Origin of the sequence: Celerinatantimonas marina (genome assembly GCF_046054165.1) — a bacterium.
Taxonomy (GTDB): domain Bacteria; phylum Pseudomonadota; class Gammaproteobacteria; order Enterobacterales; family Celerinatantimonadaceae; genus Celerinatantimonas.
The window spans coordinates 411,373-427,835 of sequence record NZ_JBFNXK010000001.1 but is presented as its reverse complement, the minus strand read 5'-3'; the positions used below and the strand labels follow the sequence as shown (position 1 = coordinate 427,835).

Annotated in this window: 14 protein-coding genes; 10 read left to right on the top strand and 4 right to left on the bottom strand. The window is 40.7% G+C overall.

Annotated features, from left to right (window positions below; genetic code table 11):
• Positions 1–36: 36 nt before the first annotated feature.
• The 6 genes from ABUE20_RS01900 (at position 37) to ABUE20_RS01875 (ending at position 5,685) form a co-directional block, all read left to right on the top strand.
• Positions 37–1,176, top strand: coding sequence for an MBOAT family O-acyltransferase (locus tag ABUE20_RS01900; protein WP_408618122.1), 1,140 nt, complete (start codon positions 37–39; stop codon positions 1,174–1,176).
• Positions 1,163–2,095: a hypothetical protein gene (locus tag ABUE20_RS01895; protein ID WP_408618121.1), complete on the top strand. Its 933-nt coding sequence runs from the start codon at positions 1,163–1,165 to the stop codon at positions 2,093–2,095. Before ABUE20_RS01900 ends, ABUE20_RS01895 begins: the two co-directional genes overlap by 14 nt.
• A gap of 369 nt (positions 2,096–2,464) precedes the next feature.
• Positions 2,465–3,325 (top strand): aldo/keto reductase, encoded by an 861-nt coding sequence (locus ABUE20_RS01890; protein ID WP_408618120.1) that lies wholly within the window; start codon positions 2,465–2,467, stop codon positions 3,323–3,325.
• 579 nt (positions 3,326–3,904) lie between these two features.
• Positions 3,905–4,708: a carbon-nitrogen hydrolase family protein gene (locus ABUE20_RS01885; RefSeq protein ID WP_408618119.1), complete on the top strand. Its 804-nt coding sequence runs from the start codon at positions 3,905–3,907 to the stop codon at positions 4,706–4,708.
• Between the two features lie 14 nt (positions 4,709–4,722).
• Positions 4,723–5,241: a macro domain-containing protein gene (locus ABUE20_RS01880; protein ID WP_408618118.1), complete on the top strand. Its 519-nt coding sequence runs from the start codon at positions 4,723–4,725 to the stop codon at positions 5,239–5,241.
• Between the two features lie 78 nt (positions 5,242–5,319).
• Entirely contained in the window at positions 5,320–5,685 is a 366-nt protein-coding gene (locus ABUE20_RS01875; RefSeq protein WP_408618117.1) for a hypothetical protein, read from the top strand.
• 50 nt (positions 5,686–5,735) lie between these two features.
• On the opposite strand, the gene ABUE20_RS01870 is transcribed toward ABUE20_RS01875, so the two are convergent.
• Positions 5,736–5,930: a hypothetical protein gene (locus ABUE20_RS01870; protein ID WP_408618116.1), complete on the bottom strand. Its 195-nt coding sequence runs from the start codon at positions 5,928–5,930 to the stop codon at positions 5,736–5,738.
• A 452-nt stretch (positions 5,931–6,382) separates the two neighbouring features.
• On the opposite strand from ABUE20_RS01870, the gene ABUE20_RS01865 reads away from it, so the two are divergent.
• Together ABUE20_RS01865 and ABUE20_RS01860 are read left to right on the top strand one after the other, a co-directional pair.
• A complete protein-coding gene (locus tag ABUE20_RS01865) occupies positions 6,383–7,483 on the top strand; it encodes a mechanosensitive ion channel family protein (protein WP_408618115.1) in 1,101 nt (366 codons plus the stop codon).
• Positions 7,484–7,611: 128 nt separating this feature from the next.
• Positions 7,612–8,553, top strand: coding sequence for an ROK family protein (locus ABUE20_RS01860; protein WP_408618114.1), 942 nt, complete (start codon positions 7,612–7,614; stop codon positions 8,551–8,553).
• Between the two features lie 265 nt (positions 8,554–8,818).
• Here ABUE20_RS01860 and ABUE20_RS01855 read toward each other — a convergent pair whose 3' ends face one another.
• From ABUE20_RS01855 to gapA, 3 genes are all read right to left on the bottom strand, one after another.
• Positions 8,819–9,382, bottom strand: a complete 564-nt coding sequence (locus ABUE20_RS01855; protein WP_408618113.1) for an LOG family protein — start codon at positions 9,380–9,382, stop codon at positions 8,819–8,821.
• A 306-nt stretch (positions 9,383–9,688) separates the two neighbouring features.
• Positions 9,689–10,564 carry a D-hexose-6-phosphate mutarotase gene (locus tag ABUE20_RS01850; protein WP_408618112.1) on the bottom strand — a complete coding sequence of 292 codons (876 nt, stop codon included), beginning with the start codon at positions 10,562–10,564 and terminating at the stop codon, positions 9,689–9,691.
• Positions 10,565–10,632: 68 nt separating this feature from the next.
• Positions 10,633–11,628, bottom strand: coding sequence for a glyceraldehyde-3-phosphate dehydrogenase (gapA, locus tag ABUE20_RS01845; RefSeq protein ID WP_408618111.1), 996 nt, complete (start codon positions 11,626–11,628; stop codon positions 10,633–10,635).
• A 329-nt stretch (positions 11,629–11,957) separates the two neighbouring features.
• On the opposite strand from gapA, the gene malQ reads away from it, so the two are divergent.
• Both malQ and glgB read left to right on the top strand, forming a co-directional pair.
• On the top strand, positions 11,958–14,156 hold the full coding sequence (gene malQ / locus ABUE20_RS01840; protein ID WP_408618110.1) for a 4-alpha-glucanotransferase: 2,199 nt from the start codon (positions 11,958–11,960) through the stop codon (positions 14,154–14,156).
• A 93-nt stretch (positions 14,157–14,249) separates the two neighbouring features.
• Positions 14,250–16,463, top strand: a complete 2,214-nt coding sequence (glgB, locus tag ABUE20_RS01835; RefSeq protein WP_408618109.1) for a 1,4-alpha-glucan branching protein GlgB — start codon at positions 14,250–14,252, stop codon at positions 16,461–16,463.

Sequence of the window (16,463 nt, the reverse complement as noted above, 5' to 3'; positions counted from 1 at the left end):
ATATAGGTAATGATTTTACTGCAAAGGAATGCTAGCTTGGTCACTGTACTAATTATCTTATATTTCATTTCAGCATTAACGAATTCAAAAAAGTTAGTGCTCTTTTTAGGAACATTGTTTTCTTTATCTTTATATCCTCAAACTTTTAGTATTATTTGTATAGTTGCATTTTTAGTGTGTTCGTTTAAAAAATTATTTCAACGGAAAATTTCAGTTATTCCTGTTGTTGTATTAGGGGGGATTTTAATAAAAAATACTTTTTTTGGGATAGTGGATGGCTATCAATTGTTGGGAGTTAGTTTTGCATTATTTCAAGTATGCTACTATATTAAAGCGGATGTCAGTTTTTATGGTTTAGTCAGTAGGTTAAGTTTTTTCCCTCAGTTATATTGTGGGCCAATTGTAAAGCCGTCAGGATTTGAACGGTTAAAAAAATTAACAATCAAGTCACAAGCTTTATATCATTGTGTATTCGCTATAGGATTATTTTTTAAACTTTACCTAGCTAATATGACTAAATCGGTCTATGAAAGCGATCAAAGTATTTTTTATTCCATATTTTGGTGGATTTATATGTATTCAGACTATCTATCTTGGTCTCTCATGGGAATAGGTATTGCTGGATTATCTGGATTTAAAATGCCTTTAAGCTTCAGAATGCCTTTTTTTACACGGAATATATCCCAATTTTGGAGTAGATGGAATATCACTGTATATAAATGGTGCTCTGATTTTTTTAAAATTTCAGGGCGCAGCAGGTATAAAGCATATTTAAAGATATTAGTTAGCGTTTCAGTTTTATCATTGTGGCATGGTGCTACAGTTGGTTTTTTTATGTTTGGTTTGATCAACTTGTTACTTTTTATTATTCAAAATAAGATAAAACGGAAGCGTTATTTATTGCTGATAAGTCAGGTTTTATTTTTTATGATTTTAGGGTTTCCATTTAATAATGTGATCCCTCACTATTTGTTTCCTTGCGTAAATGTTAAACAATTCCTTTTTGTTACAGTATCCATTTTTATGTTAATTTTATTTGATGTTTATTTCTATAAAAAAATTAGAGGTATTGTTTCTTCTTGGCCAATGGCTACGATATGTGTATGTTTAGTATTTGTAACATTTTCATTTTTTGTTAGACATCTAGATGGAATATTTTATTATGCACAGTTTTAAATCATTAAAAATTATTGTAATGATATGTGTAATCATCATCATTGTGGGTTCTATTTTTTTGTTTAGATTAAATGTGAATAACTTTAAACATATTAATAATTCAAATCAAATATATGGAGCTATAATCGGGAATTCACATGCGTATAGAATAATTATTAATAGCAATCATGTTTTTTATATGAATCAAGATGGGGCTATGATTCCCAGAACGATAGAACAAATAAAATATGCTAAGGAATATTTTAAAAATCTAAAATACATTGTTGTGAATATTTCCCCAATTGAATTATACAGGGAAAGTCTACTGACTACAGATGGTGATAATGAATTCATTTATGCAAATAACATTATGTTATATTTAAAAACATTTGAGCAGGCAGTGACAATACCTCCTTCTTATTTTATTAAAAGGTCTATTAACTGGATAGAATTAAATATTTTCAGAAATAACAAAAAATTGAATCGAATTCCTGAAGGAGTAACATATGAGCAAAATGGAAGGCAATCTCTGAGAGATGTTTTGCATACGAATAAAGAATTTGTTCATATGCAATATTTTAATGATATTCATTTTTTCCCAACCAGAGAAGAATTTTCGAAGAATATTCAAGATATTGAAGAGTTATTGAATAATAATAAAGACTTGAAGATAGTTATCATTACGATGCCACATCATTATAAATTTAGAAATTACTTTTCTGAAATTATCAAAAAAAATAATGCCCCATCGGAATCTTTATTTTTTGATAAACTAAATAAACTATTGGGAGAATGTTATATTAATTTATATAGCTACACGCTACCTGATAAATATTTCTTTAACTCTGATCACTTAAATAAGGATGGTGCAAAATACATGAAAGATATTATAAATAAAAAAATTAACCAATGCTTAAAATTACCTAATCCAATTCAGTAGTGTTTGAGTTATTTGGTGAAACATAGTTATTTATAGATGTCTATGTTTTATCATAAATATTTACCCGGATAAAAACAGAGCTAAGGATTACTAATCTGCCAATGAAGTTTTAGATAGATTACTATCGACACGATAGGGGGTCAGAGGATAAATAAGGCACCATTCACTAAGCAGGAATAAGTTTATGGCTTTGACTCTTGTTTTTGCGAACAATAATCCCATATATAGAACTTGTGGCAGTTTGCATGAGTACGGTTTTCGAGACATACTTTTTGCAATCAGAGAAATAAGAACCATACCGTGCAGGGAAACTCATTATTGATTGATGAGTTAAAATTTACCAATTGAGACAAGAGGATGATTTAAATTATGATCTTAGAAGAAACATATACTCTCTCTAATGGCGTAAAGATCCCGAAGCTAGGTCTGGGAACATGGCTGATTGAGAATTCTGCTGCGGAAAAAGCGGTGAGTGAAGCGCTTAACATTGGTTATCGGCATATTGATACGGCACAGGATTATGGTAATGAAGCCGAGGTCGCTGCAGCGATTAAAGCTTCTGGTGTTAGCCGAGACCAAGTATTTTTGACAACCAAATTAGCGGCTCGGTATAAGTCGTATCAGGATGCTGTGAGGGCTATTGATGGATCATTACAGCGTATGGGGCTTGATTATGTCGATCTGATGATTATTCATAGTCCTCAGCCGTGGGATCAATTTGGTGGTGAAGACCGTTATTTACAGGGTAATCGAGAAGCATGGCAAGCTCTTGAAAAGGCGCATCAAGCCGGTAAAATACGTGCGATTGGTCTTTCAAACTTTACGGCTCCGGATATCGATAATATTCTGGAAACTGCTACCGTGAAGCCGGTTATTAATCAGGTCTTGGCTCATGCGACTAACATTCCTAAAGAATTGATTGAATATTCCCAGAGTAAGAATATTTTGGTCGAGGCCTATTCACCTGTTGGTCATGGTGAATTGTTTAAAAATGACCAGATTGTGCAGTTGGCTAAAAAATATGGTGTTTCGGTGCCTCAATTGTGTATTCGTTATGATTTGCAACTGGGATTATTGCCATTACCGAAAACGGCAAGCCCTGCTCATATGAGAAATAATGCGGATCTGGATTTTGTGATTTCAGATGAGGATATGAACATTCTGAATCAGATGGAAAAAATTCAGGACTATGGTGATGCCAGTATGTTCCCGGTTTATCAGCAGAGTTAAGAAGACTAAACTTGTCTAGTTTCTGTGTGAACGCCTTTCTCAATGCTTTGGGAAAGGTGTTTTTGATCTTTTATGATAATTGAATTTATAATCTATGATATGTATCCATAATAGAATTTTTATAGGGACGGGATATTGTTATAATTTATGAAAACTAACAAATCCTAGAACTTTCCTTGTATACATTATGTATCATATTCCAATCCTCCATTACTTTTTAATGCAATGATTACCTTGGCTATATTTGCTGTTTAAAGCTTTATTAAATAGCTATTAACTGATTTAGAGCGATTATCTATAGATCAGCAGCGATGCTCGGTTTATGTTAATAAAGCAGTATTTGGAATATCGATATATTTATTATCATTATAATTTTTTAGATCTATAGGGCAACAACATCTTCTAAAATCAACAGAGAATAACTGTTTGGTAGGACAGTTTAAATGAAAATATACAGATAAATATTTTAAATAAAAATATGTATTTTATTTGACTGTTCTTTTCGATTAGGATGTTTTCTTGAACCTATTTTAGAGCAGTGTTATTGGTATCGAATCGGTTATCCTCAGGGGAAAGTGTATGAAAATAGCTTTGGTACAGCAACAGTTGACACGCAGTATGGATGGTAATTTGTTACAGGCGCTGGATGCAATGGATGAAGTGGCTGAAAATGGCGCTGATGTCATTTGTTTTCCTGAGCTTCAGTTAACGCCTTTTTTCCCGCAGTATTCTGGATTAGATGTGTCGGAGTATGCACTACCGTTAGATCATCTGTATGTGCAAAAAATGCAGGATAAATGCCGACAATTACAGTTGTTATGTATCCCCAATTTTTATCTTCAGGAGGGGGCATCTCGTTATGATGCTTCTCCCGTGATTCATACGGATGGAGTGATCTTAGGGGTTTCTAAGATGGTACATATTGCTCAGTCCCCCTGTTTTTATGAGCAGGATTATTATACTCCATCAGAACAGGGATTTATGGTTTATGACACGGCAGTTGGTCAAATAGGTGTGGTGATCTGCTTTGATCGACATTTTCCGGAAAGTATTCGCTCTTGTGTATTGCAAGGTGCTCAGTTAATTGTCATCCCTACTGCAAATATGAAGCAGGAGCCTATGCAGATGTTTGAATGGGAACTTCGTATTGCTGCGATGCAAAATAGTGTTTTTATTGCAATGTGTAACCGAGTGGGTCTGGAAGGTGAGATGGATTTTGCGGGTGAATCTATCGTAATTAGTCCAGATGGAAATGTAGTTGCAAAAGCGGGCGATACAGCGCAAATTTTATATGCAGATATTGATTTGAAGGACGTAGTGAAGGCGCAAGAGGCTCGACCATTTTTAAATTTACGCCGGCCTGAGATGTATCAAAATAAGTGACATGGATAGATGGTATGAGTTCAATTACAATCTTATCGGGTGATATTACTGGGGCTAATGTCGATGCGATTGTGAATGCGGCTAACCCGACTCTGTTGGGTGGTGGTGTAGATGGTGCGATTCATCGTGCTGCTGGCCCTGCACTTTTAGCGGCTTGTTACAAAATTCCAGAGATCGATGGATGTCGTTGTCCTTTTGGGGAAGCTCGTATCACAGCCGCAGGTCAGTTGTCGGCTCGTTTTGTGATTCATGCCGTAGGCCCCATTTACCGGCAGGAATCGGATCCGGCTCGGGTATTACGCAGTGCGTATACCCATGCCTGTCAGCTGGCATTGCAAAACGATTGCCACACGGTTGCTTTTCCTGCTATTTCTTGTGGCGTATATGGGTATCCCCATCAAGAAGCGGCCTATATTGCATTATCAGCTTGTTCGGCTCCAGAGTTTAGCTCTCTTGCCATTACATTTTATCTTTATGAGCCGAAATTGTTGGCGTTATTTAGACAGGTGACTCAAATGTTACCTGGAGTATAGGATGATTAATGATCGTGCTCTGATTTATTTGACTAGCTAATCGATCATACTGGGTTTTTATATTATCTGGATAGTGATATGTCTGAAAATATAAATGAGTTATGGGCTTATGTTGCTTCTATTGTGGGGTATTCCAATGAGATCCCGATAGTTTCTCAGAATATTAATGATCATTCTGATTGGAACGATGGCATGTATCATGAATATAAACAAGGGCATATTACATTTGCAAATGGGGTCGTGATTGAACAGATTATTGAGCATGATCACTTGCCTGAGAATGAGCCGGATGAAAATATTTGTGAAGAATGCTGGATTAGTTATCGAGTAGTGGGGGAGCCGGATATGTTATCTATCCGGCCTAAGCAAAAATATTTTGTTAATCATTGCCAACAGGCTTTTTGGTTGAAAATAAGTCAGCCTCAACCCTTTGTTGTATTGTAGCTATTTCGACCAAATATAATGCAGGTTCGGGAGCTACACTAATAAGGAAACTAAGCCATAAGTTGTTCTTCATGAGCTTTGAGTTTCGCCAATCGATAGCGTTGGTGGATCGGCATTGTCCTTTGTACTTGTAGTAACGCTTCGCCCCCCGGAATAGGTTTGAGAGCCTGTCCATTAATGACTAAGCTTTTTAGCAGCACTGTGCCTAATGCGCGACTCATCATTAAAAATTTAGAGTTTTCCATCTTCTTCTCCTTTGATTTGTCTGTGCATGGTTCTTTTCATGAAGCAATCCGTTGGTATTGGATCCTGAGATAAAAATACTAAGGGATATAATGTCCTTATTTGTTTCAGCGATACCGAAGGGAATAAACAGTATTGCTGGCATGCTAATCACGGTTCGATTCACCCTGAAAGCTTATCTATAGTAAAGATATATCAATGGGGATCTTGAATGAATCTATCCCTGCGATAAATAGTTCAGAGATCACAGCTCCTACGTCTAAATCTTATAAAAATGAGAAGTGGAGCAGCATTTTATGAATGGAAGTCGTGAAATCGTCGGTGCTAGTTGCTTGAGCCTGACATCAGGCTGGGAAGATTGATCACTTTAGAAAAACGTTGCTTTGTTCTGCATTGCTGCTCACTGATAGCTCTATTACACTGGGGGCTATCTTTAAATCCATCGTGGCAAAATATGCAGGATATTTCAATTTTTGGGCACCAGTTACTTAAAAGTGCGACTGAGGCATTGGGGCAGGGCTGGGCCGCTGAGGTTATTTTAATTATCGCGGCGACATTGGTGTTGACATTATGCTGGCGAATGCTGGGCAAACGCATCATTAAGTTAACTGAACGTTCTCATACACATTGGGATAATATTTTATGGGAAGCTCTGAATGGTCCTGTGAGTTGGCTTATCTTGTTGTTTGGTGTCAGCATGGTAGCTGATAGTGTCGCTGAGCGTATTGATTCAAATTTGAGTGACTATCTTCCGGTGGTGCGTCAGGTGCTTTTGGAAGCTTTATTGGCCTTATCGGCATGGCGTCTGACTAATAGTGGTGAAAATGAGTTTATTGACAGTGGTCGTGATGTCACGACCGTTCAAGCTGTGGGTAAGTTACTCAAAGCATCGATTATTGTGGTGGTTTTGCTGACGGTTTTCCAAAGTTTAGGGATCAGTATTTCAGGTTTGCTGGCATTCGGTGGGGTTGGTGGCTTAGTTATTGGTATGGCTGCAAAAGATTTGCTGGCGAATTTTTTTGGGGCGTTGGTGGTGTATTTGGATAAACCATTTCGGGTTGGAGATTGGATCCGCAGTCCTGATCGTCAAATTGAAGGGACCGTTGAGCGCATTGGTTTTCGAGTGACCCAGATCCGAACGTTTGATCAGCGTCCTTTGTATGTCCCTAATTCTGTCTTTACCCAAATCTCGGTCGAGAATCCATCACGGATGAGAAATCGCAGGATTTACGAAACGATTGGCATTCGTTATCAGGATGTCGGTCAGTTGGAAACCGTGGTTAGCCGTGTCAAGAGCATGCTTGAGCAGCATCCGGATATCGATCAGCAGCAGACGTTGATGGCTAATTTTACTTCGTTTGGGGCTTCGAGCCTTGATTTTTTTATTTATACATTTACCAAAACCACGAATTGGGTGGAATATCATCGCATCAAGCAGGATGTGTTATTACAAATCATTGCTATTATTCATGATGCGGGGGCTGATTGTGCGTTTCCAACTCAGACGTTACATATCGATTCATTACCTGAAGCTGTTTTATCTAAAGGTCAATGAGCCTGGTACTTATTGTGGCTTGTGGATATGGCATGGGATTTTAATACTGAATCTGAATCGGTAGGCTCACAGCTTCAGCAAGAGTGATTAACGAAATCATGGAATGATGAATTCAGAGGATGAAGGCTTTGTTTAAACCAAATCAGGTTATCTGTATTGATATTGGGGGCTCCTTTATCAAATTGGGTGTTTCTACTGCACCGGGCAACATTCAGTTTTTACAACAAGCCCCAATGGCTTGTCAGAATTGGAATACTTTTGTAAATACATTGCATATTTTATTGGCAGATCCGTCCTTTGCCTTGGATGATTCTGCACCGTTGGCTATTTCTGTTGCCGGTATTGTTGATCTTGAAGCTGATCGAGTTTTTGCGGGAAATATTCCAGCATTTCAGGGACACCATATAATTCGGGAATTATCCGCAGTTCTTGGGCGGAAGGTTTATATGGCAAATGATGTAAATTGTTTTACGCTAGCAGAAGCTACGGTTGGTTGTGGTGCTCCTTATACGATGGTTCTGGGGATGATTTTGGGAACTGGGATTGGAGGCGGGTTAGTTCTTAACGGCCAGATTATTCAGGGTCGCGGTGGGATTGCGGGGGAATGGGGACATGCCCCAATCATGGCAACACAATGGACCGTGGCGGGTAAATCGATAGAGCTTCCACGAGTGGCTTGTGGCTGTGGTCAAACGGGATGTGTTGAAAGTTATGGGAGTGCTCGGGGAATAGAGCGATTACATCAAACGCTTCATCAGCGTAGAGCTGAGTGTCGGGCGATTGTTAGTAACTGGCATCAGGGGGATTTATTAGCCGCTCAGACCATTGATCTGTGGTTGCAGATTGTGAGTGAATCACTGGCGTTAGTGGTGAATACTACAGGTGTGGATTTGGTGATTGCAGGCGGTGGTTTAGCAAATGATGCTGTACTCATTAGTGCGTTGGATCGGCAGTTAAGATCATTAATTTTATTAGATCCAGGGCGAGCGTTGGTCGTTGTTGGTCAGCATAGCCAGTATGGTGGTTTGATTGGGGCATCGATGTTGGTATGGAATGAACACCGAAGCTAAATATGCTCCATACTAACATTCGAGAACCGCATAGCCGATGGATATTTTTTAGATGTTCAGCGACGTATTATTTTGTTGTTTTATAACATCATTTTAGAAAGAAATTACCGACTATTTAATGATAGTAATATCGATAAAAATTGGTGATTATTGATTTTTATCAAGTCACGCGTTGTGGCTTGCAGGCGATTTAAGCCAATCAGTCCCTAGGGGCTATCCTGTCGTGTTATTGATGGGGTAAGGCCTTAGGGACCTAATTCAGCGGTTAGGACCATTTCTCTTGAGGTGGAACATAATGTTGCATTGCATGGATGAGAGACGCTGGAGTATCAGATACAAGTAGCATATCCAAATATGACTGAGTCATAAAACCTTGCGTAACCATTAGTTCGATCATCTGTAAGAGAGGATCATAGAAATGGTTAATATTATAAAATGCACATGGTTTTTGGTGATATCCGAGCTGTGCCCAGGTCCATACTTCAGAGATTTCTTCCAGAGTTCCAGCCCCTCCCGGCATAGCAATGAAACCATCTGCAAGTTCTGCCATTTTGGCTTTACGTTCATGCATATCTGAAACAACGAGTAATTCAGTTAGGTTTGGGTGTGCTATTTCTTTAGCTTTCAATTTTTCTGGAATCACACCGAAAACTTCTCCTCCGGCATTTAGTACTGCATCCGCGATAGTTCCCATTAAGCCAACTTTCCCACCTCCATAAATTAAACGGATATTTTGCTGTGCAAAGTAGGAGCCTAATTCGGTTGCGGCCTGGGAAAATAAAGGGGATTGACCTGATTTGGATCCACAAAATACGGCAATATTTTTCATTGAGAATACCTTTGGAGAATTGATGGCGAGAAGTCATTCTACTTAAACAATATGAAAAATAAATATAATTGTGGGTTTTCAGAATAGCGAAAGAGCCATGTCTACAGTGTTGCTTAAAGGGCAGTATCGTTCAGTGATTAATGATGATTATTTTTGCGGCACTATACATGAGTTTGCTGGGGTGAAGCGATTGTGACGTTATTGGGCGGCCGTCACATATGAATGATTGTCGTTGACTAGATCATTCTGTACGGCCGTCTTGGTGAGGCATCATGTACTGACTTGGGTATTAATAATGATGCTATCTTATGAGCGTGGCTCCAAGGTTTGCGACAGAGTATAGCTTTGTTCAGGAGCTAACTCGATAGGGTGCTGAGTCCTAACAGCTTCAACACAGAGATATTCCGAAGCCCCTCCGGCATGGATATCTTGGATTGATTCTGCTTTTTTATCTCCCGGATTCCAGATCACAACCGTATCTGCTCCTTGATGGGTGAGATGTAATTGCTGCCCGTTACCATGTGTCAGAGTGACATGTTTTTCGGGATGAAGATAGAGGCGATCTGTTTCTTCAGAAAGAGAAAATTGTGAATCAGTCACTTCAATAAAGTTACGGGTTTTATCCTGATAGACATGGCCCATGCCTGAAACCTGAGCGCTATCTCGCTGGGTATTAAAATAGCTGTGCAGTGCCCCAGAAATTTGGATGGAATGGGTATCTTTATTGGTTGTGGTTAATTCAATTGCCAATGTTTTACCTACAGTGAACTTACATTCGAGTAAGAATTTAAATTCGTGCTCTTTGACGATCTGATCGGTAAGGCTCAAAGTGATCTGAGTACATTCTTCAGTTGTTTTTATCTCACCTAACTGCCATATCTGATCGCGCGCATAGCCGTGGTTTGGTTGTCTGGTATTCCCAAACCAAGGCCAGCAGATAGGCACCCCTCCACGAATAGGGGCGGTTCCATCTAATGCGCTGGTCTTACTGAGCCAGAATTGTTCTGGTTGACCATTGGGATGGTAACTGATGATATGAGCACCATAGGCGCTAATTAGCGCTTTCCCTTGGGGATGATCAATCCAATAAAAAGTAATGCCAGCATCATTTACTGCGGTGAATACTGCATTATCCAGTTGATCTTTGATCGATAAACCTAGTTGTTCAAGGCGTTCTGTCATAATGAGACTCCCATAAATAAAAAAGGGCAGCCGAAGCTACCCTAATGTGATTCTAGCTATGATAACTCTTATTTAGAGATATGAGCAATCAAATCAAGAACTTTGTTTGAATAACCGATTTCGTTATCGTACCAAGATACAACTTTAACGAATTTATCAGTCAGAGCAATACCGGCTTTAGCATCGAATACTGAAGTGCAAACTTCACCCAAGAAGTCAGTTGAAACAACTGCATCTTCAGTGTAACCCAGAATACCTTTCAGCTCGCCTTCTGAAGCTTTTTTCATAGCTGCACAAATTTCATCGTAGCTAGCAGCTTTTTCCAGGTTAACAGTCAGGTCAACTACAGAAACGTCTGGAGTTGGGACACGGAATGCCATACCAGTCAGTTTGCCGTTCAATTCAGGTAATACTTTACCTACAGCTTTAGCAGCACCAGTTGAAGATGGGATGATGTTCTGAGCAGCACCACGACCACCGCGCCAGTCTTTGTGAGAAGGACCGTCAACAGTTTTCTGAGTTGCAGTAGTTGCGTGAACAGTAGTCATCAGACCGCTTACGATACCGAAGTTGTCGTTCAGTACTTTAGCGATTGGAGCCAAACAGTTAGTAGTACAAGAAGCGTTAGAAACGATATCCTGACCTGCATATTTAGCTTCGTTAACACCCATAACGAACATTGGAGTTGCGTCTTTAGATGGGCCAGTCATAACAACTTTTTTAGCGCCAGCAGTGATGTGTTTACGAGCTGTTTCGTCAGTCAGGAACAGACCTGTACCTTCAGCAACAACGTCTGCACCAATTTCATCCCATTTCAGGTTTGCTGGGTCACGTTCTGCAGTTACGCGAACAGTTTTACCGTTAACGATTAAGTTACCGCCTTCAACTTTAACTTCGCCGTTGAAACGGCCATGAGTTGAGTCGTATTTCAGCATGTAAGCCATGTATTCAACATCTAACAAGTCGTTGATACCAACAATTTCGATGTCATCACGTTCTTGAGCAGCACGGAATACGAAGCGACCGATACGGCCAAAGCCGTTAATACCTACTTTAATAGTCATAGTTTCTACCCAGTTATATTCTGAAGTGTTAGCGAAAAAAACTGCCCGTAAACTTACAATATTCCACCGTAAGATCAAGTGCGGACTTCTATATTTTTGCGCGAAATCAAACTGACTGATGAAAAAAAATTACATTTGATTGGATCACAACCAAATTTCAGCCGTTTTCGTTGAAAAATTCTATCATGATTTGGGGTTTATTACAGCCTTGGCAACACAATTTATTTGGAGCCATAAGATTTTATTTTGATTCATCGAGTAAATACTCAACATCTGTCTTACACTTATTGAAGTTATTAGGTTTTTTGCAGATATCGATGCGGAGAGATATGGTTACCCCTGAACTGAATAAATTATTAGACCTGCATGGGATTACTCGACATTTTATCGATGCTTGGGGGCAACCAGCCGAGGTAGCTCCCGATAATTTGAAAGCATTGCTCACGGCAATGGGTTATGCCGTTGATCATCAATCGCAATTAAATCAACAGATTCAGCATGTTTTATATGAACACTGGCAGCATTATCTGGAACCGGTTATCTGCCGTAGGCAGGGACAATCGATTGAATTTCTGTTGCGCTGCCCGATGAATCAGCCTGAAGGATTTGACTGGGTTTTGGAAACGGAGCAGGGGCAATTATTCGATGGTACTGTTTATCCTGATCAAATGGTTGCGAATGAAAGAGAACAAATCGATGGAAAAGCGATGGGGGCCTACTGGGTTGTAACTGGGTTACAACTTGATGACGGTTATCACCAGTTGTCTATTTATCAGCATGGAAAGTCGGAGCGACTCGCTACGAGTCGCTATATTGTGGCGCCCCGTAGGGCTTATAAACCAGCTGCGATTGAACAAGGAAAGAAAGTTTGGGGCGTTACGGTTCAACTTTATTCTCTGCGCAGTGAACGTAACTGGGGGATTGGTGATTTTACGGATTTGGCCACGCTGGTGGGATTTATTGCGGATGGCGGGGGTGATTTTGTTGGGGTAAATCCCTTGCATGCACTTCATCCGGGATGGCCTGAAAATGCGAGTCCATATAGTCCATCTTCTCGTCGCTGGCTTAATGTCATTTATATCGATGTGGAATCGATTCCTGAGTTTGTCACAAGTGGTGCGTGCATTGAGGTTCAATCAGCATCATTTCAGCAACGACTCTCTGAACTTCGGGCGTTAGATTGGGTTGATTACAGCGCGGTGATGGCGGTTAAATTACCGATGTTGGAACGGGTTTTTAAGCAGTTTAATCAGTTGCCGGATACCCATAAACGCCGAGGATCGTTTGCTCAGTTTTATCAACAGGGAGGCGAATCGTTACATGCTCAGGCAACATTTGATGCCTTGCAGGTGATGTTTTGTCATCAGGATGGTATCGATGAGCATTGGCGAAGTTGGCCTTCGGAATTTCAGAATTATACCTCGCAAACGACACAGCAGTGGGCGTTAGAGCATCGTGACCAAGTTGTATTTTTCGCTTGGCTACAATGGGTTGCTAATGAGCAGCTAGAGGCTGCCGAACGGGTCGCTGAACAAAAACAAATGACGATTGGTTTATTTTGTGACGTTGCTGTTGGGGTGAGTTCGGGGAGTCAGGAAGTATGGCGAAATCGCTCAATTTATAATTTGGGGTGTCATGTTGGGGCTCCACCGGATGTTTTAGGTCCGTTGGGACAGGATTGGGGATTACCGCCCATGGATCCGAGCCAGATGAAAGCACAAAGGTATCAGCCTTTGATCGATTTATTCCGGCGTAATATGCATGCTTGTGGTGCATTGCGGATTGATCATGTCATGGGATTGCTGCGGTTGTGGTGGATTCCGGTGGGTAAGGAGGCCCGAGATGGTGCCTATATTCAATATCCCATTGATGACTTATTGGCTATTTTAGTGTTGGAAAGTCACCGAAATCGGTGTCTGATTGTCGGTGAAGATCTAGGAACGGTTCCTGATGGCATTTTTGAGGTGCTGCAAAATAATGGTATTCATTCCTATCGGGTTTTCTTTTTCTCACAAGCTCCAGATGGTGGATATATCTCTCCGAAACACTATCCAGAACAGGCGTTGGCTGCACTAACGACTCATGATATGGCGACATTGCTTGGATTTTGGCATTGTGAGGATCTGAAATTAGGTGAAAAACTGGGGTTATACCCGGATCCCGAAAAATTAAAGCAGTTATTTGATCAACGATTATTTTGTAAACAACAAATTTTAAATAGTTTGCATGGGCATCATTCCATACCTGATTTTATTGGCCGAGATGCAGCGTGGGTTCCGATGGATCAGAACTTGAATCATGGGATGCAGTTACATATGGCCAGAGGCCAGTCTGCATTGTTGTCGCTACAACTTGATGATTGGCTGAACATGGAACTCCCTGTTAATGTCCCTGGAACCAGCCAGGAATATCCCAATTGGCGTCGTAAATTAAGTGCGACCCTCGAAGCATTGTTTAGTGATCCTTATATTCTCGATTTAATGAAACAACTGAGTGAAGCCCGGCGTGAGGTTAGTTCACACCATTAGGGGTTGTTGGAAGCGATTTAGTGAGCCGTCAAATCGTTATGCGTCATGATTGTGCCTTACTCTTATGAGTAGGCGTTAAACAAGGTTTGATATATGAATTCTGAATTGATATCTGATCAGCTTTCACTGGTAACTAAGTTAGAAAATGTTCGGTTGACTTATCCTTTTTCGGAGTTGGGTTTTCTTCCGGCCTCTTCTTTGAGAGATAGTGCCTGTATTCGGGCATGGTATCCCGGAGCGGTTAAAGTTGAGGTCGTGACTCCAGATCAATCTCGGGGCCGAATTATGACCTGTCTCGATCCAGATGGACTCTTTGAACTTCCTCAGGCGGAATTATTTGCAAGCGGATATCAATTTATTGTTCATTTCTCTGGACGATGTTGTCAACGATGGGATCCTTATGCGTTTAAAGAAGTCGCATATCAGGGATTAGAGCGGTTAGATAACAATGTTCGCAGTTGGTATCGGGTATTAGGCGCTCAGTTGATGGTGATGGCATTGGGAACGTACCAAGTCAAAGGGGTTCGATTTGCCGTTTATGCACCGAATGCGATGAGTGTGAGTGTCGTTGGCGATTTTAACGGCTGGGATGGACGGCGTCATCCCATGCAGAAATGTCAGGATGGACATTGGGTTTTATTTATTCCAGAGATGGCGTCAGGGCAGCGGTATAAATATGAACTGAAAGCCAGTGATGGAACGATGCTCCCCCATAAAGCCGATCCGGTTGGATTTTATGCGGAACAATTTCCATCGCTAGCCTCGGTGGTTTGGGATCATCAATCTTATCAATGGCATGATCAGGGTTGGCAGCAGCGAAAAAGTGACCCGATTCATCAGCCAATGAGTATTTATGAGGTCCATTTAGGATCATGGAAACGCCAGCATAATAGCTTTGGATGGGCTTCTTTAAGTTATCGGCAACTAGCGGATGAACTGGTCGCTTATGTGACGGATATGGGGTACACCCATATTGAAATGATGCCGGTAGCGGAATATCCATTTGATGGTTCATGGGGATATCAGCCGATAGGCCTGTTTGCGCCAACTAGTCGTTATGGTCATCCTGATGATTTTAAATATCTGGTGGATCAGTGCCATCAGGCGGGGATCGGGGTCATTATTGACTGGGTTCCGGCACATTTTCCATCAGATGCACATGGTTTGGCTCGTTTTGATGGCACTCCTCTTTATGAATACGAAGATCCTTTGCGCGGTTGGCATAAGGATTGGAATAGTTATATTTATGATTTTGGTCGAGATACAGTTCGCCGTTTTCTGATTGCCAGTGGGTTGATCTGGTTTGATTATTTTCATGTCGATGGGATCCGGGCTGATGCGGTGGCATCGATGTTGTATTGGGATTATTCCCGTGAAGCCGGAGAATGGATCCCAAATGTGGACGGTGGAAACGAGAACTATGAAGCGATTAGTTTTCTGAAATGGTTTAATGAAGAGGTTTATGGCGAATTTCCAAAGGCGATTACTATTGCCGAAGAATCGACCGCCTTTTCTGGCGTATCCCGCCCGACTTATTTAGGGGGATTAGGCTTCGGATTTAAATGGAATATGGGGTGGATGCATGATTCATTGGAATATATGTCTCAGGATCCCCTGTTCCGTAAATACCATCACAATGAAATTACCTTTGCGATGGTCTATAACTATGATGAAAATTTTGTCTTGCCATTGTCTCATGATGAAGTCGTTTATGGTAAAGGTTCGTTGCTTGGGAAAATGCCGGGAGATGAATGGCAGCAGGCGGCTAATTTACGGGCTTATACCGCATTTATGTTTGCTCATCCGGGGAAAAAATTGAACTTCATGGGCAATGAAATTGCTCAGGTGAGTGAATGGGATCATGATGCCAGTATTGAATGGGATATCCTGCAATATGACCGGCACCAAGGGCAACAGCGTGTAACCCGGGATCTAAATCACTTTTATCGACAACATCCGGGGTTATATGAAGGCGATTATCAGCATGAAGGGTTTGAGTGGATTGATTACGCTGACTGGCAAAAGAGTGTTTTGGTTTTTCAGCGAAATGCGTTAACCGAAAAGCAATCGATTATCGTGGTCTGTAACTTTACTCCGATCCCTGATGATGATTATCGGATCGGTGTTCCTGAGCCCGGCATGTATAAAATACTCTTTAATAGTGACGACTCACAATATTGGGGGAGTGGCTATCCGGTGGACATGATGATGGAAGCCGAAGCTTTAAGTTGGCAGGGAAGAAGTTATTCCATTGCATTAAAATTGCCGCCTTTAGCTACTCTTTATATCAGTCGACAAGAGATTTAA